We start from the raw sequence: 23,990 nt of genomic DNA, 5'->3' as shown, positions 1-23,990 counted from the left end.
TTAGGAAATAAAATTAAAGAAGGTGATTACGCTTGTCATTATTTAAAAAAGAACGGTTTTCAATCCGAAAAATCTGTGGGATTGTTGGTTCAGTTTTACTCGGAAGTATCTTGGTCGCACCGTCAGTCATTCATGCTTCTACCTATCATTACATTGAAAAAAGCGCTCTTACAAAGGAAGAACAAAGCAAGATTCAAGCAGGAATTCCTACTGATAATGAGGTAACTTATGCTCTTATTTATCAGCAGGAAACTCTTCCTGCGACAGGTTCATCGACTTCTGTGCTTACAGCTTTAGGTCTATTAGCTGTTGGTAGTTTAGTCCTTTTGGTTCATAAAAAGAAAAAAGTTAGTAGTTTGTTCTTAGTTACTACTATCGGACTGATTAGTCTTTCTAGTATGCAAGCTCTCGATATAAGCAATCCTTTGAAAGCTCCAAGTCATGAAGGAGTAGTTCAAATTGCTGGATATCGTTATATTGGATACTTACCGCTTGATGATGATGCAATTTCAGAAATTCAACATAAGAATGAGGGGACAAAAAATGTTCCAGTATCTGAAATTCAAAGTATCCCTAATGAAGCGCCTAAAGCAGAAAAACCAGAACATACAGCACCAGTTGGTGGTAATCTGGTTGAGCCCGAAGTTCATGAAAAACCAGAGTACACTGCTCCAGTAGGTACAGTTCCAGATGAGGCTCCTAAGGTAGAGAAACCAGAACATACAGCACTAGTTGGTGGTAATCTGGTTGAGCCTGAAGTTCATGAAAAACCAGAATATACTGAACCGATAGGCACAGTGCCTGACGAAGCGCCTAAAGCTGAGAAACCAGAGTACACTCAACCAGTGGGTACAGTGCCTGACGAAGCGCCTAAGGCTGAGAAACCAGAATACACTCAACCTGTGGGTACAGTGCCTGACGAAGCGCCTAAAGCAGAGAAACCAGAATACACTAAACCAGTGGGCACAGTACCTGATGAAGCACCTAAAGCAGAGAAACCAGAATATACAGCACCAGTTGGTGGTAATCTGGTAGAACCTGAGGTTCAACCAGCCTTACCCGAAGCTGTTGTGACTGAAAAAGGAGAACCTGAAGTTCAACCGACATTACCCGAAGCTGTTGTGACTGAAAAAGGAGAACCTGAAGTTCAACCGACATTACCCGAAGCAGTTGTGACTGAAAAAGGAGAACCTGAAGTTCAACCGACCTTACCCGAAGCAGTTGTGACTGAAAAAGGAGAACCTGAAGTTCAACCGACATTACCCGAAGCAGTTGTGACTGAAAAAGGAGAACCTGAAGTTCAACCGACCTTACCCGAAGCTGTTGTGACTGACAAAGGGGAACCTGAGGTTCAACCAGCCTTACCAGAAGCAGTTGTGACTGACAAAGGGGAACCAGAAGTTCAACCGACCTTACCCGAAGCAGTTGTGACTGAAAAAGGAGAACCTGAAGTTCAACCGACATTACCCGAAGCTGTTGTGACTGAAAAAGGAGAACCTGAAGTTCAACCGACCTTACCCGAAGCAGTTGTGACTGACAAAGGGGAACCTGAGGTTCAACCAGCCTTACCAGAAGCAGTTGTGACTGACAAAGGGGAACCAGAAGTTCAGCCAGCCTTACCCGAAGCAGTTGTGACTGACAAAGGGGAACCAGAAGTTCATGAAAAACCAGCATACACTGAACCGGTAGGCACAGTTCCAGAAGAAGCACCCAAGTCCGAGAAGTCAGAATACACGGAATCTGTAGGTACAACAGGAGTAGATGAAACAGGAAACTTAATTGATCCGCCGGTTATTGAAATCTCAGAGTATACCGATCCACTAGCTACAGTTCCTGACGTTGCTCCAGAGAGAGAAGAGCTTCCTGCTTTACATACTGATATTCGTACAGAGACTATTCCTAAAACTATCACAGAAGAATCTGATTCTAGCAAATTTATAGGTGATGATTCTATTAAACAAGTTGGTGAGGATGGCGAACGTCAAATTGTTACTAGCTATGAAGAGTTACATGGCAAAAAAATCAGTGACCCAGTTGAAACAGTAACTATTTTGAAAGAAATGAAGCCTGAAATTCTTGTAAAAGGTACCAAAGAAAAGCCCAAAGAAAAAACGGCTCCTGTTTTGACTCTGACCACTGTATCTAAGGATGTTTTAGCTAAGTCTGCTACAATTAACTACAATCTAGAAAATCAAGACAATGCTACAATTACACGCATTGTAGCGACTATCAAAGAAGGTGGAAAAATTGTAAAAACGCTTGATTTAAAAACCGATAACTTATCTCAAGTATTAGAGAACTTAGACTATTACAAAGATTATACGATTTCAACCACTATGACTTATGATGTAGGTAAGGGTGCAGAAGTATCGACTTTGGAAGATAAACCTTTACGCTTAGATTTAAAGAAAGTTGAGTTGAAAGATATTGCAAATACCAGTCTCGTACAAGTAAACGAAAGCGGTGTCGAAAGCGATAGTAATCATTTAACCTCTCTTCCAAGTAATGTTAACAACTATTACTTAAAAGTAACCTCCAGAGAAAACAAAGTGACTCGTTTAGCAATTGATAAGATTGAAGAGGTCATTGAGGAAGGTAAGCAGCTTTACAAGATAACGGCAAAAGCACCTGACTTAGTTCAACGTGATAAAGACGGTAAGTTAAGAGACACTTACACTTATTATCTTGAAAAACCGAGGGCTACCGAGGATAAGGTTTATTACAACTTCCATGATTTAGCAAAAGACATGCAAGCAAATCCTACTGGTGAGTTTAAACTTGGTGCAGATTTGAATGCAGTTAACGTTAAGCCAGCAGGTAAAGCTTATGTTATGGCTAAGTTTAGAGGTACTTTATCAAGTGTAGAGAATCATCAGTACACGATTCATAACTTAGAAAGACCTTTGTTTAATGAGGCTGAAGGTGCTACACTCAAAAACTTTAACTTAGGTAATGTAAATATAAACATGCCTTGGGCTGATAAAGTTGCACCTATTGGTAATATGTTTAAGAAGTCTACACTTGAGAATATCAAAGTAGTAGGTTCAGTAACAGGAAATAACGATGTAACCGGTGCTGTCAATAAGTTAGACGAAGCTAATATGCGCAATGTAGCTTTTATTGGCAAGATTAACAGTCTTGGAGATAAAGGCTGGTGGTCTGGTGGACTTGTCAGCGAAAGTTGGATAAGTAACGTTGATAAAGCTTACGTTGATGCTAAGATTAGTGCCAATAAATCTAAATATGGTGGTTTAATTGGTAAACTAGATCATGGTATTGACTCGATGACAGTAGGTAAAAAAGGATTTCTCCGAAATGCTGTAATAAAAGGTACTATGAATTTGATTCAGCATGGCGAAAGTGGAGGTGTAATTCATAACAACTTTAACTGGGGTGTCATTGAAGATGTCGTAACAATGCTTAAAGTAAATAATGGTGAAATTGTCTATGGTTCACCAGCCTTGAATGATAATGACCAATATTTTGGATTAGATAATATCAAACGTGTAAATTATGTAAATGGTGTTGCAAGTGGTTTATCTTCCTACAAACATTCAAATCGTATTACTGGTATCTCTCAAGAAGAAGCAGATGCTAAAATCGCTAAGATGAATATCACAGCCAACACCTTTACTATTCAAGATCCTGTCGTAAACAAGTTAAATCGTATCATCGATAGAGATTCTGATTATAAAGCTATTCAGGACTATAAAGAGACAAGAGAAGTAGCTTATCGAAACTTGGAAAAATTGCAACCATTTTATAACAAAGAGTGGATTGTAAACCAAGGGAATAAGCTAACAGATGAGTCCAATCTTGTTAAGAAAACCGTTCTGTCTGTAACGGGTATGAAATCAGGGCAGTTTGTAACTGATTTATCGGATATTGATAAGATTATGGTTCACTATGCTGATGGTACAAAAGAAGAGTTAGCTGTAACTGCTAAAACGGACTCTAAAGTAGCTCAAGTAAAAGAGTATGATGTGGCAGGTCAAAACATTGTCTATACTCCAAATATGGTTATGAAGAATCGTAACCAGTTAGCAAGCGGTATTAAAGAGAAGTTAGCTAGTGTTACCTTACTTTCAGATGAAGTTCGTAGCTTGATGGATCAGCGTGATAAACCTTGGAAGAACACACCAGATAAGAAAACTGAGTATATTAAAGGCTTGTATTTCGAAGAAAGCTTTGAAGAAGTAAAAGGAAACTTAGAAAAACTTGTTAGTCAGATTTTAGAAAATGAAGATCATCAGTTAAACGGTGGGGAAGTAGTTGAGCGTGCTTTACTTAAGAAAGTTGAAGATAACAAAGCTAAAATTATGATGGGACTGACTTATCTTAATCGTTACTATGATATCAAATATGGTGATTTGAGTATCAAAGATATTATGATGTTTAAACCTGACTTTTATGGTAAGACACCAAGTGTATTAGATCGTTTGATTCAAATTGGGTCAAGAGAGCATTTCTTAAAAGGTGACCGTACACAAGATGCTTACAAAGAAGTGATTGCTGGTGCAACTGGTAAAGGTGATTTACGTAGCTTCTTAGACTATAACATGCGTTTATTTACAGAAGATAAAGATTTGAATGACTGGTTTATTCATTCTGCGAAAAACGTTTATGTAGTAGAACCTGAAACAAGCACAGAAGTCTTTAAAGATAAGCGTCACCGTGTATTTGATGGTTTAAATAATGATATTCACGGTCGTATGATTTTACCATTGCTCAATTTGAAGAAAGCTCATATATTTATGATTTCTACCTATAACACTTTAGCTTATAGTTCATTTGAGAGATATGGTAAAAATACAGAGGAAGCGAGAGAGTCTTTAAAACCTAAGATTAATTTAGTAGCAAAAGCACAACAAAGATACCTAGACTTTTGGTCTCGTTTAGCTCTTCCGAGTGTACGTGATAAACTCCTTAAGAGTCAAAATATGGTACCGACTCCTGTGTGGGACAGTCAGTGGTATGACGGCATTCCCGATGCAAATCGTCAAGGTTATGGACGAGGTGGTGCAGTGGTATCTCCTATTCGTGAGCTATTCGGCCCGACTGATCGTTGGCATCAAGTAAATGGCGCTATGGGGGCGATGGCTAAGATTTATGGCGACCCGTATAAAGACGATCAAGTATATTTCATGGTTACGAAAATGTTAGACGACTTTGGTATTTCAGCCTTTACCCATGAAACGACTCACGTTAACGATAGAATGGTTTACTACGGAGGTCATAGACACCGTGAAGGTACTGATTTAGAAGCCTTCGCTCAAGGTATGTTACAAACTCCTGATAAGTCTACTCCAAATAGTGAATATGGTGCGCTCGGTATCAATATGGCTTATGAGCGTAAAAATGATGGAGAGCAACTTTATAACTATGACCCAGCTAAGTTAGACAGTCGAGACAAGATTGATAGTTATATGAAAAACTACAATGAGTCTATGATGATGTTGGATTACTTAGAAGCTACTGCTGTTATTAATCAAAAGTTATCTGATAACTCTAAGTGGTTCAAGAAGATGGATAAAGAGTGGCGCACCAATGCGGATAGAAATCGTTTAATTGGAGAACCACACCAGTGGGACAAATTGCGTGACTTGACGGAAGAAGAGAAGAAATTACCAATTGATAGCATTGACAAGTTGGTAGATAATAACTTTGTAACTCTTCATGGTATGCCAAATAACGGTCGCTTCCGTACGGAAGGTTTTGATAGTGCTTATCAAACTGTCAATATGATGGCAGGTATCTTTGGCGGGAATACGAGTCGAAGCACCGTAGGTTCTATTTCCTTTAAACACAATACTTTCCGTATGTGGGGTTACTATGGTTATGAAAATGGCTTTATCCCTTATGTTTCTAACAAGTTAAAAGGTGATGCCAACAGAGAAAATAAAGGGCTTTTAGGTGATGATTTCATTATCAAGAAAGTTTCTAATAATCAATTCCAAAACCTCGAAGAGTGGAAGAAACATTGGTATCATGAAGTGTATGCGAAAGCACAGAAAGGCTTTGTTGAGATTGAAGTAGACGGTTCTAAAATTTCAACTTATGCTCAACTCCAAGACTTATTTAACACTGCTGTTGAGAAAGACTTGAAAGAAGGTGGTTTCAAGCATACCGAAGGTCTCAAGTGGAAAGTTTACAAGAAGTTGTTACAAAACACAGACGGTTTCTTAAATCCGTTGTTTAAAATATAAAGGGGACAAGTTTTTTGATCCCTATGAAAAGTCATCATTTGATGGCTTTTTTCTATTCAGGGAGGTTGAAGGGCTATAGAAGTCATGATATAATATAAAGTAGATTTCTGTATTATAAAACAAAAATTGTTTGAACATCATTCATTTTATGTTCAAGCGATAGTAAAATAAAATAGGGGCTCTAAACCCTTGATACGAAAGGAAAAAAACTCAATGGCTACTATTCAATGGTTTCCTGGTCACATGTCTAAAGCGCGTCGACAGGTGCAGGAAAATTTAAAATTTGTTGATTTTGTGACGATTTTGGTGGATGCACGCTTACCTCTATCTAGTCAAAATCCTATGTTGACCAAGATTGTTGGTGATAAACCAAAACTCTTGATTTTAAACAAGGCAGACTTGGCCGATCCAGCAATAACCAAGGAATGGCGTCAGTATTTTGAATCACAAGGAATTCAGACTCTGGCTATCAACTCTAAAGAACAAGTGACTGTAAAAGTCGTAACAGACGCAGCTAAAAAGCTCATGGTTGATAAGATTGCTCGCCAGAAAGAACGTGGGATTAAGATTGAAACCTTGCGTACCATGATTATCGGTATTCCAAACGCTGGTAAATCAACTCTCATGAACCGCTTAGCTGGTAAGAAGATTGCCGTTGTCGGTAACAAACCAGGTGTGACCAAGGGGCAACAATGGCTCAAAACCAATAAAGACCTGGAAATCTTGGATACACCAGGGATTCTCTGGCCTAAGTTCGAAGACGAAACTGTCGCTCTTAAACTAGCCTTGACTGGAGCTATCAAAGACCAGTTGCTTCCTATGGATGAGGTGACCATTTTTGGTATCAATTATTTCAAAGAACATTATCCAGAAAAGCTGGCTGAACGCTTCAAACAAATGAAAATTGAAGAAGAAGCTCCTGTTATTATTATGGACATGACCCGCGCCCTCGGTTTCAGAGACGACTATGACCGTTTCTACAGTCTCTTCGTGAAGGAAGTCCGTGATGGTAAACTCGGTAACTATACCTTAGATACATTGGAAGACCTCGATGGCGACGATTAAAGAAATAAAAGAACTCCTTGCAACAGTCAAGGATTTAGAAAGCCCTATTTTTTTAGAACTTGAAAAGGATGGTCGCTCTGGAGTTCAAAAGGAAATCAGCAAGCGTAAAAAAGCCATTCAAGCTAAATTAGATGAAAATTTGCGTTTGGAATCCATGCTTTCTTATGAAAAAGAACTTTATAAGCAAGGATTGACCTTAATTGCTGGTGTTGATGAGGTCGGCCGTGGTCCTCTTGCTGGCCCTGTAGTCGCGGCAGCCGTTATTTTACCTCAAAATTGTAAGATTAAAGGTCTCAACGATAGCAAGAAAATTCCTAAAAAGAAGCATCTGGAGATTTTCAAAGCAGTTCAAGACCAAGCCTTGTCAATCGGGATTGGTATCATGGATAATCAGGTCATCGACCAAGTCAATATCTATGAAGCGACCAAACTGGCTATGAAGGAAGCAATCTCCCAACTCAGTCCTCAACCTGAGCACCTTTTGATAGATGCCATGAAGTTGGAATTACCAATTTCACAAACCTCCATCATCAAGGGCGATGCTAATTCTCTCTCGATCGCAGCAGCTTCCATAGTAGCCAAGGTGACACGTGATGAATTGATGAAGGACTACGATCAGCAGTTCCCTGGCTATGATTTTGCTGCTAATGCAGGATATGGAACAGCTAAACATCTGGTAGGACTTGAAAAACTAGGAGTTACCACAATTCATCGAACCAGCTTTGAACCAGTAAAATCACTGGTTTCAAGAGAAAAAGAAAGTTAAGTTAGAAGGAATGATTATGGAGGAACAGTCAGAAACACTCAGTTCCAAGAAAGAATTTGCCTTTGCCTCAAGTACTATATTATCCCAAGTTGGACGAGGAATCCTTGTTGGTCTCGTTGTTGGAATTATCGTTGGATCCTTTCGTTTCTTAATTGAAAAAGGATTCCACCTGATACAAGGATTTTATCAAGATCAAGCGCACCTAGTGCGCAATCTTTTTGTACTGGTTTTATTTTACATACTCATCTGCTGGCTCAGTGCGAAATTAACTCGGTCAGAAAAAGATATCAAAGGCTCAGGAATTCCTCAAGTCGAAGCAGAATTAAAGGGATTGATGAATATCAACTGGTGGAGCGTTCTCTGGAAAAAATATGTGCTAGGTATTCTTGCTATTGCCAGTGGACTCATGCTGGGGCGTGAGGGACCCAGTATTCAACTTGGAGCAGTTGGTGGAAAAGGTATTGCCAAGTGGCTAAAATCTAGTCCGGTAGAGGAACGCTCCCTGATTGCTAGTGGTGCAGCCGCAGGATTAGCCGCAGCATTTAACGCTCCAATAGCAGGTCTCCTCTTTGTTGTAGAAGAAGTCTATCATCATTTTTCGCGCTTTTTCTGGGTTTCCACTCTAGCAGCTAGTCTCGTAGCAAACTTTGTTTCTTTACTCATATTTGGCCTAACGCCCGTACTGGATATGCCAGATAATATCCCTCTCATGACCTTAGATCAGTATTGGATTTACTTGGTTATGGGAATTTTTCTAGGACTTTCTGGATTTCTCTATGAGAAAGCTGTATTAAACGTCGGCAGAGTTTATGATTGGCTTGGTCAAAAAATGCGTTTGGATAGAGCTTATTATCCAATTCTAGCCTTCATTTTCATCATACCAGTCGGAATTTTCTTACCACAAATCCTTGGTGGTGGAAATCAGGTTGTCCTTTCCCTAACTGAGCAAAATTTTAGTTTCCAAGTTCTATTAGCTTACTTTTTGATCCGCTTTGTTTGGAGCATGATTAGTTATGGAAGTGGCCTTCCAGGAGGAATTTTCCTACCAATTTTAGCGCTTGGTTCCTTACTCGGTGCCCTAGTTGGTCTTATTTGCGTCAATCTTGGACTTGTCAGTCAAGAGCAGTTTCCTATATTTGTCATTCTAGGAATGAGTGGCTATTTTGGAGCAATATCTAAGGCCCCCTTAACCGCTATGATACTCGTAACTGAGATGGTAGGAGATATTCGCAATCTCATGCCACTTGGATTAGTCACCTTAGTTGCTTACATCATCATGGATCTGCTCAAGGGGACGCCAGTCTATGAGGCCATGCTTGAAAAAATGCTGCCTGAAGAAGCAACAGATGAAGGAGAAGTCACCCTCATTGAAATTCCTGTATCAGACAAAATCGCTGGAAAACAGGTTCATGAACTCAACCTACCACACAATATTCTTATTACAACCCAAGTCCATAACGGCAAGAGACAAACAGTTAACGGCTCAACCAGAATGTATCTGGGTGATATGATTCACCTAGTGATTCCAAAAAGTGAAATTGGGAAAGTAAAAGATTTGCTGTTATAAACTGTATTTACATAATTTTTATTATGTAATAAATGTATCAAGAATATTTTGTTGATTTTGATAAGGGAGGACATACATCATAATGAAAATACTAGATGTTCTATATGAGTTTTATGGTGAGTTTGAATTCATTAAAGAAAAGTGGAATGAAAAATACGAAGGTATTCTTATCAAAATAAAGGATGAGCAAGGATATAAAAGATGCCGCTTAGCAAAAAGAACACCGAAAAAAGAAGGATATTTTACAGTTTTTTGGAAAAAAGACAAAAATAACATGAATATTCCTTATACCAATGAAGATTTGGGAACTGAACTTGTTATCGTTGTCATCGATAATGATAAAAAGGGGCTATTTATTATTCCAAACGAAGTTGCTATTCGTAAGAAAATTCTCTCGACAAAAAACAGCAAAGGAAAAATGTCCATGCGATTTTATCCGCCTTGGTGCGCAAATTTAAATACAACGGCTCAATCAACACAAAAATGGCAATTGAAATTTTTTAGAGAAATTGAATTATAAGAATGACTTTGAAAAATTTCTAGTAGATTCATATCAAACACAAAGACTTGGTTCTTTTTTCATAAGAACCAAGTCTTTGTGTTAGTTTCTCAGGAATAAAGTACATTATAGACAATTTTTGTCGAAAAAATTTTTTAGTTATTTCAAATTCTTTTTATCACTTTAAAAAAACTTCTATAACATCTTTCCGAAAAACTATAATTTTCTTGAAAAATCTATTAGTCTATGCTATACTACTAGTAGACTTATTTATGGAGAAAATACATGAAACGTGAGATTTTACTGGAACGAATCGACAAACTAAAACAAATCATGCCCTGGTATGTTTTAGAATATTATCAATCTAAGCTTGCCGTTCCCTACAGTTTTACAACCTTGTACGAATACCTCAAGGAATACGATCGATTTTTTAGCTGGGTTTTGGAGTCTGGTATATCAAATGCTGATAAAATGTCTGATATCCCTTTATCTGTCTTGGAAAATATGTCTAAGAAAGACATGGAATCCTTTATCCTTTACCTACGTGAACGTCCTTTGCTGAATGCTAATACAACCAAGCAAGGAGTTTCTCAGACAACCATCAATCGGACTTTGTCAGCACTTTCTAGTCTTTATAAGTATCTAACCGAGGAAGTCGAAAACGACCAGGGGGAACCTTATTTCTATCGCAATGTAATGAAGAAAGTTTCAACAAAAAAAAAGAAAGAAACGCTTGCTGCCAGAGCTGAAAACATCAAGCAAAAACTCTTTCTGGGTGATGAAACAGAAGGCTTTCTGACTTATATTGACCAAGAGTACCCACAACAGCTCTCAAATCGCGCTCTTTCATCATTTAATAAAAATAAAGAACGTGATTTGGCCATTATTGCCCTTCTCTTGGCATCAGGTGTCCGCTTATCTGAAGCTGTTAATCTAGATCTAAGGGATCTCAACCTAAAAATGATGATTATCGATGTCACTCGAAAAGGTGGCAAACGTGACTCTGTCAATGTCGCTGCCTTTGCAAAACCTTATTTAGAAAATTATCTGGCCATTCGGAATCAACGCTATAAGACGGAGAAAACAGATACAGCCCTTTTTTTGACTCTCTACAGAGGTGTTCCTAATCGTATCGATGCTTCCAGCGTTGAGAAAATGGTTGCTAAGTACTCTGAGGACTTCAAAGTCCGTGTAACACCTCATAAACTACGACATACCCTAGCAACTAGGCTCTATGATGCCACTAAATCGCAAGTTTTGGTCAGTCACCAGCTAGGACATGCCAGTACACAAGTCACTGACCTCTATACCCATATCGTCAATGATGAACAAAAGAATGCTCTAGATAGTTTATAAAATACATAAAATAAATTATGTAATAAATTAGAGATGGAGTAAATAAACTATCAGTATTATTTGATCAAATCACATGCAATATCTGACCTAGTAAATAGCTTTAAAGAATTTGAATTAAAATTTATGTGACTACTAGCTTATCTTCCTTTGTAATATACCGGATAAGCAAATCATTTGTCATTGGTATTTATCTTAAAATAAGAGGATTACACAAAAAATAAATCAAATTGAACACCTATAAAAACATTCTGTCTGCGATCTCCAATATTTTATCAGAAAATAAAATTCCTTTAAAAACAATCACGGACAAGGTTGGTCATTCCGACTCTGAAGTCACTACTTCCATCTACACCCACGTCACAAAGAACATGAAAGATGAAGCAATCCAATGTACTGGATAAAGTTATGAAAAAGATTTTTTAAAAGTTTTGCCCCCTGAACAGAAAATAGCCCTTCGGATAAATTCCGAGGGGCTAGAAACGTTGTTAAATCAACGATTATTTCTTAAGGTTGTAGAATGATTTCAATCCACGGTATTCTGCTACTTCACCAAGTTGGTCTTCGATGCGAAGCAATTGGTTGTATTTAGCGATACGGTCTGTACGTGAAAGTGAACCAGTCTTGATTTGGCCTGCGTTAGTTGCAACTGCGATGTCAGCGATTGTTGAATCTTCAGTTTCACCTGAACGGTGTGATACAACGGCAGTGTAACCAGCTTCTTTAGCCATTTCGATAGCATCAAATGTTTCAGTAAGAGTACCGATTTGGTTAACTTTAATAAGGATTGAGTTAGCAGCGCCTTCAGCAATACCTTTTTCAAGGTAAGCAGTGTTTGTTACGAAGAAGTCGTCACCAACCAATTGAACTTTACCACCAAGACGTTCAGTAAGAGCTTTCCATCCATCCCAGTCGTTTTCGTCCATACCATCTTCGATAGTGATGATTGGATATTTGTTTACCAACTCTTCAAGGTAGTCGATTTGTTCTGCAGAAGTACGAACAGCAGCTCCTTCACCTTCGAATTTAGTGTAGTCGTAAACTTTACGTTCTTTATCGTAGAATTCTGATGATGCACAGTCAAATCCGATAAATACGTCTTTACCTGGAACATAACCAGCAGCTTCGATAGCAGCAAGGATAGTTTCTACTCCATCTTCAGTTCCTTCGAAACGAGGAGCGAATCCACCTTCGTCACCTACAGCTGTTTCAAGACCACGACCTTTAAGGATTTTCTTAAGTGCGTGGAAGATTTCAGCACCCCAACGAAGAGCTTCTTTGAATGTTGGTGCACCAGCAGGTACGATCATGAATTCTTGGAAAGCGATTGGAGCATCTGAGTGAGAACCACCGTTGATGATGTTCATCATTGGAGTTGGAAGAACTTTAGTGTTGAATCCACCAAGGTAGCTGTAAAGTGGGATTTCAAGATAGTCAGCAGCAGCGCGAGCTACAGCGATAGACACACCAAGAATTGCGTTAGCACCCAATTTACCTTTGTTAGGAGTACCGTCAAGTGCAATCATAGCACGGTCGATAGCTTGTTGATCACGTACATCGTAGCCGATGATTGCTTCAGCAATGATATTGTTTACGTTGTCAACAGCTTTTGTTGTACCAAGACCAAGGTAACGAGATTTGTCACCGTCGCGAAGTTCAACTGCTTCGTGTTCACCAGTAGAAGCTCCTGATGGAACCATACCACGTCCGAAAGCACCTGATTCAGTGTAAACTTCTACTTCAAGTGTTGGGTTACCGCGTGAGTCTAGGACTTCGCGAGCGTAAACATCAGTAATAATTGACATTTTTTACTCTCCTTATGAGTTAAATTTTTTACACCTCTATAATACCTTAAAAACCCTCCTTTTTCAAGAAAAAACGTTATCTTTGTGTAAATTTTCCTTAACTTTATTAAGCAACCGCTTTCTTTTATATGTTTTCTTTTTATTTTTATGATATACTATTTTTATGACAGATTTATCAAAACAATTACTTGAAAAAGCTCATGGTGGAACAAAATTAAATCCAGATGAGCAAAGACGCTATCTTGGTACTTTTGAGGAAAGAGTTCTTGGATATGCAGATATTGACACAGCAAATAGCCCTCAGCTAGAAAAAGGCTTTTTATCTATTTTAGAAAACTTTCAGGAAAAGGCTGAGCCACTATTTGTGAAGATTTCACCAACTATCGAATTTGACAAGCAAGTTTTCTACTTAAAAGAAGCTAAAGAAACTAATAGTCAAGCCACCATAGTATCTGAAGAGCATACTTCTTCTCCTTTCGGACTGATTATCCATAGCAATGCACCAGTACAAGTAGAAGAAAAGGACCTTCGACTTGCTTTTGCAAAACTTTGGGAAGTTAAAAAGGAAGAATCAGACAAAACATCTATCTGGAAGAAATGGTTTGGCTAAATCTTACGCATATTTAATAAGTGTCCAATATTAACAGCCGTATGCTCTAGATAAAGACTAGCATTTTTCAAACTATCTTCTAGAGGTTCACTTTTCTCCAAAATTGAAAAGGCGGCTTGGATATTTTCAAATGGTAGGGAAGGTAAATCTTCTGCAAGACTACCACAAATAGCAATAACAGGAACTCCGACAGGGGTTCTTTTTGCAACACCTATTGGCGCTTTACCTGCTAAACTTTGACGATCTAGCCTTCCTTCTCCAACAATAACCAAGTCAGCATCTAAAACTTTCTTATCAAAATTGATTAGGTCCAAGCAGGTATCTATTCCAGACACGATATTTGCCTGAGCAAAGGCACACAAACCGCCAGCAATGCCTCCACCAGCTCCTGCTCCTTTAATTTCCAATGTTGCAGGTGAGACTTTTTCATAAAAATCTTGTATCGCCTGATCTACGACTGCAAACATAGTAGGATCTAGGCCTTTTTGTTTGCCAAAAATGTAGGTCGCACCTTGAGGACCACATAAGGGATTCACGACATCTGCTAAAATACGAATGTGAACATCTTCAGGAATTTCATAGCGATTTTTTGTTGAAACAGAAGCTAAGTTCAATAAGGATTGACCAAAAGCAGGCAAGACATTTCCATCCCTATCATAAAATTGATAACCTAAACCAGCAGCGATCCCAATTCCTCCGTCATTACTGGCCGTGCCACCAACGCCAATATAGATTTCTTTAATCCCTTGATCGATGAGGTGGCGAATCAACTCTCCAATACCACAAGTTTGGATTTGCAGTGGATTTCGTTTCTCTAGAGTAATCTTTCCAAGGCCAACCAAGTCGGCAACTTCAAAGAGTGCTAGCTCTCCTTTTTGAAAATAGCGCATGGCTTCTTTTTGACCAAAAGGTCCTGTCACTTGGAACCATTGTTCTTCAAGGTCGAGAGAATGTCGAATGGCATCTACTGTCCCTTCTCCCCCATCACCAAGAGGGCAGAGGAGACATTCTACATCTGCTATCGATTGTTGGAAGCCTCTTTTTATTGCTTCAGCTACCTGTTGAGCTGTCAAGCTTTCCTTAAACGAATCCGGTGCAATTATAATCTTCATATTTTCCCTCATTCTAAAAAGTTAATCAAAGGAAGAACTTCTAAAAAATCCCTCTTGTCAACATGATGTGGTATTTCTTTTTTGAGTACCTCTTTGGCACAAAAAGCAATTCCCAGTCCTGCTGACTTCAACATTAATAAGTCATTAGCCCCATCACCGATTGCAATCGTTCTATCTTTAGAAAGTTTTAGTTCCTCTCTCCATTGTTCTAGAGTCTCTTTTTTGACCTGGGGACTGATAATTTGTCCAACTAATTTTCCTGTTAGAAGACCATCTTTGACTTCAAGTTGATTAGCAGAGAAATAGGCAATACCTAGGGATTTTGCTAATCTCTCAACTATTTGCGTAAAACCACCTGACACCAGACCAACTAAAATGCCTTTCTTTTGGAGAATTGAGATGAATTCTTGGGCATTTGGAGATAGATGAATAGAGTTGAAGACTTTATCAAAGACCGAAATAGAAAGGCCTTCCAACAAGGACACTCTTTTTCTTAAACTGCTTTCAAAGTCTATCTCTCCTCGCATTGCCTGACTTGTAATCTGCGAAATTTCCTCCTCACAACCTGCCTCTCTACCCAACAAATCAATCACTTCTTCTAGGATTAAGGTTCCATCAACATCCATGACACACAAGCCTTTTACTTGAGACATCAGTTCTCCTCTCTAAACAGCCCAAAAATCGTATGAAGTCATCATACGATTTTATCTATTAGTTAACTAAACTTTGGTACAAGTCTAGATATGACTTGCAGGCTGTATCCCATGAGAAATCACACTCCATAGCTTGTTTTTGTAAGTTTCTCCAAACGTCAGGATGGTTTCTATACAAGTCCAATGCTGTTTGGAAAGTCCAATTTAACCAATAAGGAGATAGATTGTCAAAGCTAAAACCAGTACCGCTTCCTTCGATTGGATTGAAAGAGAGAACGGTATCTCGCAAGCCACCAACTTCATGAACCAATGGCAAGGTTCCATAACGCATAGCCATCATTTGAGACAAGCCACACGGTTCAAAACGACTCGGCATGAGGAAGAGGTCACAAGCAGCGTAGATTTCTTGAGCTAGTTTGACATCAAAAGTGATATTTGCTGATAGCTTGTCTGGGTAAATCTGAGCAAACCACGAGAAAGCCCCTTCAAAGGCTGAATCTCCAGTTCCCAAAAGAACAATCTGAACATCTTCTTGCAAAATATGGTGCAGACTTTCGACCACCACATCAAAACCTTTTTGACGTGTCAAACGAGAAACAATTCCCACCAGAGGAACGTCAGCTCTAACTGGCAAGCCAACTCTTTCTTGCAATTTTGCCTTGTTTTGGGCTTTTCCAGACAAATCTTCCTGATTAAAATGATAGTCTAAAAGGGCATCCGTCTGAGGATTATACAGGTCAGCATCAATCCCATTCACGATACCAGAAACTTTACCAGACTCCATTCGAAGAATCTGATCCAAATTACAACCAAACTGACTGGTCATAATTTCATGAGCATAACTAGGTGAAACGGTTGAAACACGGTCTGCGTAAAGAATTCCAGCCTTCATCCAGTTCAGACAGTTGTTCCAGCGAAGGGTACCATCAGCATAACGTTCAAAGCCAACTCCAAACAAATCCCATAACATCCCTTCTGAGAATTGTCCTTGGAATTCCAAATTATGAATGGTTAAAACAGTTTTAATGCCCTCATAGGCTTGAATCCAACGATATTTTTCCTTTAACAAGAAAGGAATCATAGCTGTATGATAGTCATGAACATGGAGAAAATCAGGGATAAAGTCAATCCTTTCCATTGCCTCAATGGCAGCAAGTTGGAAGAAAGCAAAGCGTTCTCCGTCATCAAAATCACCGTAAACATGACCACGGAAGAAATAATATTGGTTGTCAATAAAATAGAAGGTTACACCGTTTAAGACTGTTTTCTTAATTCCACAATACTGTCTGCGCCAACCAACACTCACCTCAAAATGAAGAACATCTTCAATCTGATTTCCAAATTTAGCCTCTACCATGTCATAGTAGGGTAAAATTACTGCAACTTCATGCCCTACTTTTGTCAGTGATTTTGGAAGAGCGCCAATAACGTCTCCCAAACCACCTGTTTTTGAAAAGGGTGCCCCCTCAGCTGCTACAAATAAAATTTTCATGAATGAATATCCTCTGTTACTTTAGCACCTTTCTTAACGACGACTGGATGTTCTGCAGTTCCACGGATCACAACTCCATCCGCAACTTCAACACCCTTGTCCAAGATAGCATATTCTACCTGAGCACCTTCTCCAATAACAACACGAGGGAATAAGATACTATCTTTAATCAAGCTATCCTTATAAACATGAATATTACGTGATAGAACAGAATTAGCCACTTGACCTTCAATGATACTACCAGAAGCAAACTGAGATGTACTTACCTTAGATGTGTTAGCGTAGTAAGTTGGTTCTTCGTTTTTGACCTTTGTATAAATCTTTTGATTTGGTGAGAAGAGAGAGTAGAATTTTTGTGATTCAAGCATATCTTTATTAGCTTGGTAATAAGACTCTACAGAATGAATATTTGCAAGGTAGCCTGTGTACTCGTAGGCAAAAGCCCCTTCTTTTGCAGCCAAATCCCGTAAAACATAACGCAATTTCTCTGGATGTTCTTTCTTAGCTTCTTCTTCTAAGCGTTCAATCAACCAAGGTGTATCAATAACAAAAATATCTGTAGACATATTGAACATTTCTTCTGTTGATTTTCTATCAAATAGCGTGTGAGAACGAACATGGTCTGTTTCATCCACTTCCAAGATCGCGTTCACTTCTGAAATATCTTTCTTAGGAAGTTTCTTATAAACAACTGTAATAGGTCCCTTCGTTGTGTTATGAAGGTGGAACACTTGGTTTAAATCAATATTAATCAAAACATCACAGTTGAGTGATACTGTTTGGTTTGACCCAGAGCGTTTTAAATAGGTGAGTAGCTGTTGATAATATTCTTTTCCTACCGTGCTACTCTCAACGCGTGTATTATAAATTCCTAGATAATAGTGACTAAGAAGAGTTGACAAGCCCCACTCACGCCCTGAACGGATATGGTCAAAAACAGAACTAATATTATCCTGCTGAAAAATACCAAAAACACTACGAACACCAGCATTGGCAAGACTTGAGAGCGGGAAGTCAATCAAACGATATTTACCGCCAAATGGCAAACTAGCTACTGGACGGTGGTCTGTCAATGTTGACATATCATGAAAACCAACTGTGTTTCCTAAAATGGCAGAATATTTATCAATCTTCATCTGTTGCTACCCCCACTACTTCATTATATCCTACAACTTGTACTTCTTCTGTTCCATCAATTTCGACACCATCAGAAATAACTGCACCTTCACCAATAATGGCACGTTTGATTTTAGCTCCGTGTCCAATAATGGCTCCACTCATGATAACTGAATCTACTACTTCTGCTCCTTCGCGAACTTGCGCCCCTGTTGAAAGAATAGAGTGTTTAACCGTTCCATCAACGAAACATCCGTCTACAACCAAGGAATCTTCCACATGAGCATTTGTCCCAAGGAAGTTTGGTGGTGAAATTAAGTTTCTTGAGTAAATCTTCCATTGACGGTTACGGCTATCCAAGGCATTCTCTGGAGAAATGTACTCCATGTTCGCTTCCCAAAGCGACTCAATAGTACCAACGTCTTTCCAGTAACCATTAAATTCGTAGGCATAAACACTTTCACCCGACTCAAGGTAATTTGGAATGACATTTTTACCAAAGTCTGACATATCGACATTGCTCTTTTCAGCAGCGACTAACATATTGCGGAGACGTTGCCAATCAAAGATGTAAATCCCCATAGAGGCTTTGGTAGATTTAGGTTGGGCTGGTTTCTCTTCAAATTCAACAATGCGGTTATTTGCATCTGTATTCATGATACCAAAACGGCTAGCTTCTTTAAGAGGTACATCTAGAACAGCTACTGTCAAACTAGCATTATTATCCTTGTGAGATTGGAGCATAGCATCGTAGTCCATCTTATAGATATGGTCACCCGAAAGAATCAAAACATACTCAGGATTGACACTATCGATATAGTCGATATTTTGATAAATAGCGTGACTAGTCCCTTCGAACCAACGATTTCCTTCACTTGCAGAATAAGGTTGAAGGATAGAGACACCAGAATTAATCCCATCTAGACCCCAACTTGAACCATTTCCAATATGATTGTTGAGAGCAAGTGGTTGATACTGTGTAATAACTCCAACATTGTTGATGCCTGAGTTGGCACAGTTTGAGAGAGCAAAGTCAATGATACGGTAGCGCCCACCAAATTGCACAGCTGGTTTTGCGATGCTTTGAGTAAGTTTACCGAGACGAGTTCCTTGCCCACCAGCAAGAATCAAAGCTAACATTTCATTCTTCATTTTCTACTCCTTTTTGGTTTTTACTTGTGACAGTTTTATCAGATTTCAAGCGACGCTTGATTTTCCATACACTAGCTCCCATAGCAGGTAAGGTAAAAGTCAAGGTCTGCTCATAATCCTTCCATAGTCCTTCTTGCGTTTGAACAGTTTGATTGTGTTCTTTCCAGACACCTCCCCACTCTTCTAACTCAGTATTCCATACTTCCTGATAAATACCTGCAACAGGAAGGCCGATTGTAAAATCTTTTCGTTCAACAGGTGCCATATTAAAGACACAGACTAACATGTCGCCCTTTTTACCCTTACGGATGAAGGACAGAACACTCTGGTCTAGATTATCCGCATCAATGATTTCAATACCATCATAGCTAGTATCAATTTCCCACAAACAGCGGTGGTCTTTGTAAAACTGGTTTAGCTGAGAAGTGAAATACTTCATCTTAGCATTCATTGGATCTTCTAGATTAGACCATTCCAACTGTTCTTCAGATTTCCATTCTAGGAATTGCCCATATTCACTACCCATGAAGAGCAATTTTTTACCTGGGTGACAAATTTGGTAGGTGTAAAGATTACGCAAGCCTGCGAATTGATTGTAGCGATCTCCCCACATCTTGTGCATCATACTCTTCTTTCCATGAACCACTTCGTCATGTGAGAATGGTAGGAGATAATTCTCCTTGAAGACATACATAAAGCTAAAAGTCACCAGGTTAAAGTCGTATTTACGATAAATCGGATCTTCTTCGTAGAATCGGAGGATATCATTCATCCAACCCATATTCCATTTATAATCAAAGCCAAGACCATCTGAATCCTTGGTGTCAGTAATCTGTGTTGCAGATGAGCTTTCTTCTGCAATCATCATCACATCTGGATGAGCTTGTTTAATGACATCATTCAAACGCTTTAAGAAATAATATCCCTCGTAGTTGAGATTGCCCCCATCTTTATTAGGTGTCCATGGAGCGTCATCGTAGTCAAGATAGAGCATGTTGCTAACCGCATCCACTCGAATACCGTCCAAATGGTAAAAGTCAATCCAAAACTTAATACTAGAAATCAAGAAAGACTGGACTTCATTCTTTCCAAGGTCAAAATTGAGTGCTCCCCAACCGTAGTTATGAGCCTTATTATGGTCTTGGTATTCAAAAGTAGGCGTCCCATCATAATAGGCCAAGGCATCATCATTGATAGTAAAGTGACCAGGTACCCAGTCTACAATAACGCCTATATTGTTTAAGTGACATTCCTCAACAAAATCTTGAAGCTCTTCAGGGCGACCATAGGCATGCTCTAGAGCAAAGTAACCCATAAGCTGATAGCCCCAACTCAAACCTAGTGGGTGAGACATCAAAGGCATAAACTCAATGTGAGTATAGTTCATCTCAACCAAGTAAGGAATGAGTTCATCTTTCAATTGAGCAAAAGTATAGGGGTTGCCATCAGGATTTCTCTTCCAAGAACCAGCATGGACCTCATAAATATTGACAGGACGCTCTTCAAAGCTCCAGCGTTTTCTACGGGCTAGCCAGAGCCCATCCTTCCATTTTTTCTCTGGAATATCTGTTAAAATCGCTCCAGTACCAGGGCGAGCCTCATATCGAACGGCCATGGGATCAATCTTCATAAGCTGATGACCAGTTGCACGTGTAATATTGTACTTATAAATTTGGCCTTCTTGAGCAAGACTGGTGAAGACTTCCCAGACTCCAAATTCATTCCGTTCCATCGGAATTTGATTTTCAAGCCAATTGGTGAAATCCCCTACCAAGTGAACTGCCTGAGCATTGGGTGCCCAAACTCGGAAAGTATAGCCAGACTCACCAGCTTTTTCTTCCCTATGCGCTCCCAGATAATGCTGGAGGTGAAAATTCTCACCTGTCATAAAAGTTTCTAAAGCTTTTTTCTTATCCATACACCCTCCTATCCTTTGTAAGCGTTTTCTATAGTTTTATTATACTATCTTTTTAGATAAGATTCAAGTAAATTACGATATTTGCTAAAAATTCTTTTGAAAGTCTTCAATAAATTCACTGATGTGTTCACTTGTAAATCAAGAAAATTTTCAGAAATGCTTTGAAAACGAATTGTTTTTTAACAATATTATCATAAAGTTCGCTATTTTACTAATAAAAGTAGTGTTTTCAGCTAAAAAAACAAATCAGAAAACGAATTTCCTGATTTGTTTTTTCAAATATTTATAAAAGAGATACCAAAAGACGAACTAACATCTATAGTACTTTAAAAATGCTAACACTGACACCACCAACTTTGTTTTCCTCATCAGAAGGACTATTGGTCACCAAGAGTTCTAGATTTCCTGCATTTTCAAACTGGAACGCATCTCCTTTTGCATTAAAGACAATCAATAGGTGTTCTTCTCCATGAATCTCATAGACAATCCAACCACTATGTTCATTTGCTGAATGAACAAAAACATGATGGTAAATTTCTTCATAAGTAGGGTAAGAAAAGGCACTGGTTTCTGTCTTCAATCGAATCATCTGACGGATAAAGTCAATACTGTCTTGACGCTCATTAATCAAATCCCAGTTGACTTGATTCACACTGTCAGGAGCGTTATAGCTATTCATAGCACGCTCTCTATCATCATGTGTCAACTCACCATTCTCACCAGTCGCAACTAGTTTGGTACGACCAAATTCTTGACCGATTTCCATAAAGGCCATCCCTTGCATGAGCAGATTCATGGCTGTGGCTGTCTCAACCTTGCGCATGATTTGCTCTGAACTTTGGTCTGGATGTAGGGTTGCCAACAAATCGTGAAGATTGTAATTGTCATGGGCTTCCACATAGTTAAGTACTTGATTTGGATGTGTATAGGTTCCTAATTCACGACTGCCTAGGATTGCTTTGGCTAGAATTGGCTCTGTCGCAGCACCGCTGACAAAACCTGACTTGATTGCACCGTAAACTTCTCCACCTTTGACAGCATCACGCTGATTGTCATTAAAGAAACCAATATTTGGCATCTGGTAGGCATTGTCTTTCTTGGCCTTATCATAAGGCGCAAGACCTGTTCCCATATCCCATCCTTCTCCATAAAGGATAATGTTAGGGTCAATTTCATCCAAACTCTGACGAATCATCTGCATGGTCTTGACATCATGAATCCCCATCAAATCAAAACGGAAGCCGTCAATATTGTATTCCTGCACCCAGTATAGGAGAGAATCAATCATGTACTTGCGGAACATTTCATGTTCGCTGGCTGTTTCATTTCCAACACCCGTTCCATTCTGGAAGGTACCGTCTGGATTCATACGATAATAATAATCAGGGACAGTTGTTTGGAAAGGTGCATCAACTACTGAGAAGGTATGATTATAGACCACATCCATAATGACACCAATACCCGCATCATGATAAGCTTGAACCATGGTCTTCAAATCACGAATGACCTGAGCTGGATCCTCTGGATTAGTTGAAAGGCTGGTTTCTGGTGCGTTATAGTTTTGTGGATCATAACCCCAGTTGTAGGTCACATTCCCATCCGCATCATATTCTTTGTGACGGTCTGCAATTGGTTGCAACTGAACATAATTATAGCCCAGCTTCTTGATGTAATCAAAAGCAGTTGACTGACCGTACTGGTTAACCGTTCCAGTCTGGGCAGCACCCAAGAAAGTTCCTCGAAGATATTCATCCACACCTGAGGTCGGTGATTTGGTCAAATCACGAATATGCATTTCACAAATAACTGCCTTACATGGATTTGCCAAGCGCCAAGTAGCCTCTGAACCGTGCTTGACCTCGAAGTTTGCAACTTGCTTTTCTTCATGACTCAGAATAGCTGAACGTTTGCCATCAGGACTGGTTGCGATAGTGTATGGGTCGCGTGTCAAGGTTTGGTGATGAGGGAATTGAACTTGATACTGATAAGCCTTACCAGTCAAATCTTCCTCAACATCCAAACTCCAGACACCGATTGTATTGTCCTTATGATTATAGGAGTAGCTATTGCCTCTCTCCATCTCAAAGGTCTTCCAAACAGGAGCATCATTTGATGTAGATTCATACACCACCACTTGTACTTCTGTCGCTGTTGGAGCCCAAAGGGCAAAACGAGCCTGATTGTCCTCTACACGGCAACCCAATTCACCTTGGTAGCCCCAATGGTGATCAAAACTAGCACTGTTAATAGCCTTGTCAAAGGCAAAAGGATTTTGATTCTTATAGAAAGGACTGGCAATAGCAGGATTTTCAGAATAATAAATTCTATCATCCCCTTCCAAAATCCAGACCTCTGTTAAGAGGGGATAGTGATTAAAACGGATGGCATATTCTTTACTGGTTTGACCTGTGTGAACCACAAAATTCAAGCTTTCTAAGGCATGAGAACTTGGGTGTTCAAAACTAAATAAAGCGCCAAAATAATCTTCTTTGTAGGTTAGCAAATCAATTCGCTGGTCCTGGCTTTTTACAAAAGAGCAAGTGTCGTATTCTCCATTCTTGCGATGGTAATGAATGCGAATAGGGTAATTAAACATTTTTTATTTTTCCTTTTTTGATTTGTTTCTATTTCACTAATAAATTTTTGACCGATTTTGTCCTGATTAACAAACTAGTT

The 23,990-nt window shown here is 39.1% G+C and carries 15 protein-coding genes and 1 pseudogene; 8 read left to right on the top strand and 8 right to left on the bottom strand.

Annotated features, from left to right (window positions below; genetic code table 11):
* Positions 1 to 32 precede the first annotated feature (32 nt).
* From FJR77_RS03390 to FJR77_RS03355, 7 genes and pseudogenes are all read left to right on the top strand, one after another.
* Positions 33 to 6,206 carry an SIALI-17 repeat-containing surface protein gene (locus FJR77_RS03390; protein WP_140860048.1) on the top strand — a complete coding sequence of 2,058 codons (6,174 nt, stop codon included), beginning with the start codon at positions 33 to 35 and terminating at the stop codon, positions 6,204 to 6,206.
* 213 nt (positions 6,207 to 6,419) lie between these two features.
* Entirely contained in the window at positions 6,420 to 7,271 is an 852-nt protein-coding gene (gene ylqF / locus FJR77_RS03380; RefSeq protein WP_049540156.1) for a ribosome biogenesis GTPase YlqF, read from the top strand.
* Positions 7,258 to 8,037 (top strand): ribonuclease HII, encoded by a 780-nt coding sequence (locus tag FJR77_RS03375; RefSeq protein WP_140832671.1) that lies wholly within the window; start codon positions 7,258 to 7,260, stop codon positions 8,035 to 8,037. The genes ylqF and FJR77_RS03375 overlap by 14 nt, the downstream gene beginning before the upstream one ends.
* A gap of 16 nt (positions 8,038 to 8,053) precedes the next feature.
* A complete protein-coding gene (locus tag FJR77_RS03370; protein ID WP_140832669.1) occupies positions 8,054 to 9,604 on the top strand; it encodes a ClC family H(+)/Cl(-) exchange transporter in 1,551 nt (516 codons plus the stop codon).
* 82 nt (positions 9,605 to 9,686) lie between these two features.
* Positions 9,687 to 10,124, top strand: a complete 438-nt coding sequence (locus FJR77_RS03365; RefSeq protein ID WP_140832667.1) for a MepB family protein — start codon at positions 9,687 to 9,689, stop codon at positions 10,122 to 10,124.
* Positions 10,125 to 10,388: 264 nt separating this feature from the next.
* Positions 10,389 to 11,459 carry a tyrosine recombinase XerS gene (gene xerS / locus FJR77_RS03360; RefSeq protein WP_140832665.1) on the top strand — a complete coding sequence of 357 codons (1,071 nt, stop codon included), beginning with the start codon at positions 10,389 to 10,391 and terminating at the stop codon, positions 11,457 to 11,459.
* A 263-nt stretch (positions 11,460 to 11,722) separates the two neighbouring features.
* A pseudogene (locus tag FJR77_RS03355) lies at positions 11,723 to 11,882 on the top strand (integrase); the annotation flags it as partial.
* Between the two features lie 74 nt (positions 11,883 to 11,956).
* On the opposite strand, the gene eno reads toward FJR77_RS03355, so the two are convergent.
* Entirely contained in the window at positions 11,957 to 13,261 is a 1,305-nt protein-coding gene (gene eno, locus FJR77_RS03350; protein WP_000022834.1) for a surface-displayed alpha-enolase, read from the bottom strand.
* Positions 13,262 to 13,424: 163 nt separating this feature from the next.
* On the opposite strand from eno, the gene FJR77_RS03345 reads away from it, so the two are divergent.
* Complete coding sequence (locus FJR77_RS03345) at positions 13,425 to 13,871, top strand: DUF1694 domain-containing protein (RefSeq protein ID WP_140832663.1); 447 nt, start codon at positions 13,425 to 13,427, stop codon at positions 13,869 to 13,871.
* On the opposite strand, the gene FJR77_RS03340 is transcribed toward FJR77_RS03345, so the two are convergent.
* From FJR77_RS03340 to pulA, 7 genes are all read right to left on the bottom strand, one after another.
* Positions 13,868 to 14,983: a glycerate kinase gene (locus tag FJR77_RS03340; RefSeq protein ID WP_140860046.1), complete on the bottom strand. Its 1,116-nt coding sequence runs from the start codon at positions 14,981 to 14,983 to the stop codon at positions 13,868 to 13,870. The two genes, FJR77_RS03345 and FJR77_RS03340, sit on opposite strands and share 4 nt — an antisense overlap.
* Before the next feature lie 8 nt (positions 14,984 to 14,991).
* Complete coding sequence (serB, locus tag FJR77_RS03335) at positions 14,992 to 15,636, bottom strand: phosphoserine phosphatase SerB (protein ID WP_140832659.1); 645 nt, start codon at positions 15,634 to 15,636, stop codon at positions 14,992 to 14,994.
* Positions 15,637 to 15,694: 58 nt separating this feature from the next.
* Positions 15,695 to 17,128 carry a glycogen synthase GlgA gene (gene glgA, locus FJR77_RS03330; RefSeq protein ID WP_140832657.1) on the bottom strand — a complete coding sequence of 478 codons (1,434 nt, stop codon included), beginning with the start codon at positions 17,126 to 17,128 and terminating at the stop codon, positions 15,695 to 15,697.
* Positions 17,125 to 18,264 carry a glucose-1-phosphate adenylyltransferase subunit GlgD gene (gene glgD / locus FJR77_RS03325; RefSeq protein ID WP_140832655.1) on the bottom strand — a complete coding sequence of 380 codons (1,140 nt, stop codon included), beginning with the start codon at positions 18,262 to 18,264 and terminating at the stop codon, positions 17,125 to 17,127. Before glgD ends, glgA begins: the two co-directional genes overlap by 4 nt.
* Positions 18,254 to 19,396 (bottom strand): glucose-1-phosphate adenylyltransferase, encoded by a 1,143-nt coding sequence (locus FJR77_RS03320; RefSeq protein ID WP_140832652.1) that lies wholly within the window; start codon positions 19,394 to 19,396, stop codon positions 18,254 to 18,256. Before FJR77_RS03320 ends, glgD begins: the two co-directional genes overlap by 11 nt.
* Positions 19,386 to 21,314, bottom strand: a complete 1,929-nt coding sequence (gene glgB / locus FJR77_RS03315) for a 1,4-alpha-glucan branching protein GlgB (protein ID WP_140832650.1) — start codon at positions 21,312 to 21,314, stop codon at positions 19,386 to 19,388. The genes FJR77_RS03320 and glgB overlap by 11 nt, the downstream gene beginning before the upstream one ends.
* 316 nt (positions 21,315 to 21,630) lie before the next feature.
* Entirely contained in the window at positions 21,631 to 23,910 is a 2,280-nt protein-coding gene (pulA, locus tag FJR77_RS03310) for a type I pullulanase (protein ID WP_140832648.1), read from the bottom strand.
* Between the last annotated feature and the right edge of the window lie 80 nt (positions 23,911 to 23,990).

The sequence above is a fragment of the Streptococcus shenyangsis genome, from assembly GCF_006385785.1.
GTDB classification, from domain to species: domain Bacteria; phylum Bacillota; class Bacilli; order Lactobacillales; family Streptococcaceae; genus Streptococcus; species Streptococcus shenyangsis.
The sequence above is the reverse complement of the archived record's forward strand: the minus strand, read 5'-3'. Positions and strand labels throughout refer to the sequence as shown.

What these genes read in the sequence shown, in the direction of transcription:
- FJR77_RS03365 (WP_140832667.1), top strand. Translation starts at nt 9,687, where the DNA reads ATGAAAATACTAGATGTTCTATATGAGTTTTATGGTGAGTTTGAATTC.
- eno (WP_000022834.1), bottom strand. Translation starts at nt 13,261, where the DNA reads ATGTCAATTATTACTGATGTTTACGCTCGCGAAGTCCTAGACTCACGC.
- glgB (WP_140832650.1), bottom strand. Translation starts at nt 21,314, where the DNA reads ATGGATAAGAAAAAAGCTTTAGAAACTTTTATGACAGGTGAGAATTTT.
- pulA (WP_140832648.1), bottom strand. Translation starts at nt 23,910, where the DNA reads ATGTTTAATTACCCTATTCGCATTCATTACCATCGCAAGAATGGAGAA.
- serB (WP_140832659.1), bottom strand. Translation starts at nt 15,636, where the DNA reads ATGTCTCAAGTAAAAGGCTTGTGTGTCATGGATGTTGATGGAACCTTA.
- ylqF (WP_049540156.1), top strand. Translation starts at nt 6,420, where the DNA reads ATGGCTACTATTCAATGGTTTCCTGGTCACATGTCTAAAGCGCGTCGA.
- FJR77_RS03320 (WP_140832652.1), bottom strand. Translation starts at nt 19,396, where the DNA reads ATGAAGAATGAAATGTTAGCTTTGATTCTTGCTGGTGGGCAAGGAACT.
- FJR77_RS03340 (WP_140860046.1), bottom strand. Translation starts at nt 14,983, where the DNA reads ATGAAGATTATAATTGCACCGGATTCGTTTAAGGAAAGCTTGACAGCT.
- xerS (WP_140832665.1), top strand. Translation starts at nt 10,389, where the DNA reads ATGAAACGTGAGATTTTACTGGAACGAATCGACAAACTAAAACAAATC.
- FJR77_RS03370 (WP_140832669.1), top strand. Translation starts at nt 8,054, where the DNA reads ATGGAGGAACAGTCAGAAACACTCAGTTCCAAGAAAGAATTTGCCTTT.
- FJR77_RS03375 (WP_140832671.1), top strand. Translation starts at nt 7,258, where the DNA reads ATGGCGACGATTAAAGAAATAAAAGAACTCCTTGCAACAGTCAAGGAT.
- glgD (WP_140832655.1), bottom strand. Translation starts at nt 18,264, where the DNA reads ATGAAGATTGATAAATATTCTGCCATTTTAGGAAACACAGTTGGTTTT.
- FJR77_RS03345 (WP_140832663.1), top strand. Translation starts at nt 13,425, where the DNA reads ATGACAGATTTATCAAAACAATTACTTGAAAAAGCTCATGGTGGAACA.
- glgA (WP_140832657.1), bottom strand. Translation starts at nt 17,128, where the DNA reads ATGAAAATTTTATTTGTAGCAGCTGAGGGGGCACCCTTTTCAAAAACA.